The 758-nt window shown below is 72.4% G+C and carries 1 protein-coding gene; it reads left to right on the top strand.

The window, feature by feature from the left end; all coding sequences use genetic code 11:
• Positions 1-643: 643 nt before the first annotated feature.
• A partial coding sequence (locus EBN88_RS30080) for a roadblock/LC7 domain-containing protein (protein ID WP_147472895.1) occupies positions 644-758 on the top strand: 115 nt, incomplete at its 3' end.

The following is a 758-nucleotide window of genomic DNA, read 5'->3' as shown; positions in this document are numbered from 1 at the left end:
ACGCCGGCCGGCGAGTGGGCGGCGGGGGCGCGGCCGGCGCACCAGGCCCCGGCGCCCCGGGGTCAACTGCCGCCCGCCGACGCGTACCCCGCCGGTGGGACCCCCGAAGGGGCGTGGCAGGGCACGTACGGAACCGACCCGTCCACCTCCCAACAACCGTCGTTCGACGCCTTCTCGCGGGCCGCCGATTCGGGCCAGGATGGTCCCGGGAACGGCGCGCAGCGCGTAGGCTTCCCTGCGGCGGGCCCGGTTGGGGCTGATCGGGACCCGGCGAACGACCAGGGGCTTCCCCGTCGTGTACCACGTCACCACCAGCGGCCCGAGGAGGGAACGGCACAGGGCCAGGGGTTGGAACCCCAGCCCGAGGCACCGCGTTGGGAGCGCGGGCCGCGCCGCGAGGAGCGCACCGGCGGCACCACGTCGTCCGGGTTGCCCAAGCGGGTGCCCAAGGCCAATCTGACGGAACACTCTTCCTCCGAGTCCGCCCCCGGTGGACCGCAGGTTTCCCGCGACCCCAAGGATGTCCGTGGTCGGCTGAGCAGCCTGCGTCGCGGGGTACAGCAAGGGCGCGGCGCGGGCCGCGACGCGCAGAACGACGAACGGGGCCAAGGTCCCGGTCACACCTACGAGCAGGAGCGTTAGTGTGAGCCCGATGAGCCAGGCGGCGCAGAACCTCAACTGGTTGATCACCAGCTTTGTGGAGAACACCCCGGGGGTGTCGCACACGGTGGTGGTGTCCGCTGATGGTCTTCTTCTGG

Origin of the sequence: Streptomyces triticirhizae, assembly GCF_003696235.1 — a bacterium.
Taxonomy (GTDB): domain Bacteria; phylum Actinomycetota; class Actinomycetes; order Streptomycetales; family Streptomycetaceae; genus Streptomyces; species Streptomyces triticirhizae.
The sequence above is the reverse complement of the archived record's forward strand: the minus strand, read 5'-3'. Positions and strand labels throughout refer to the sequence as shown.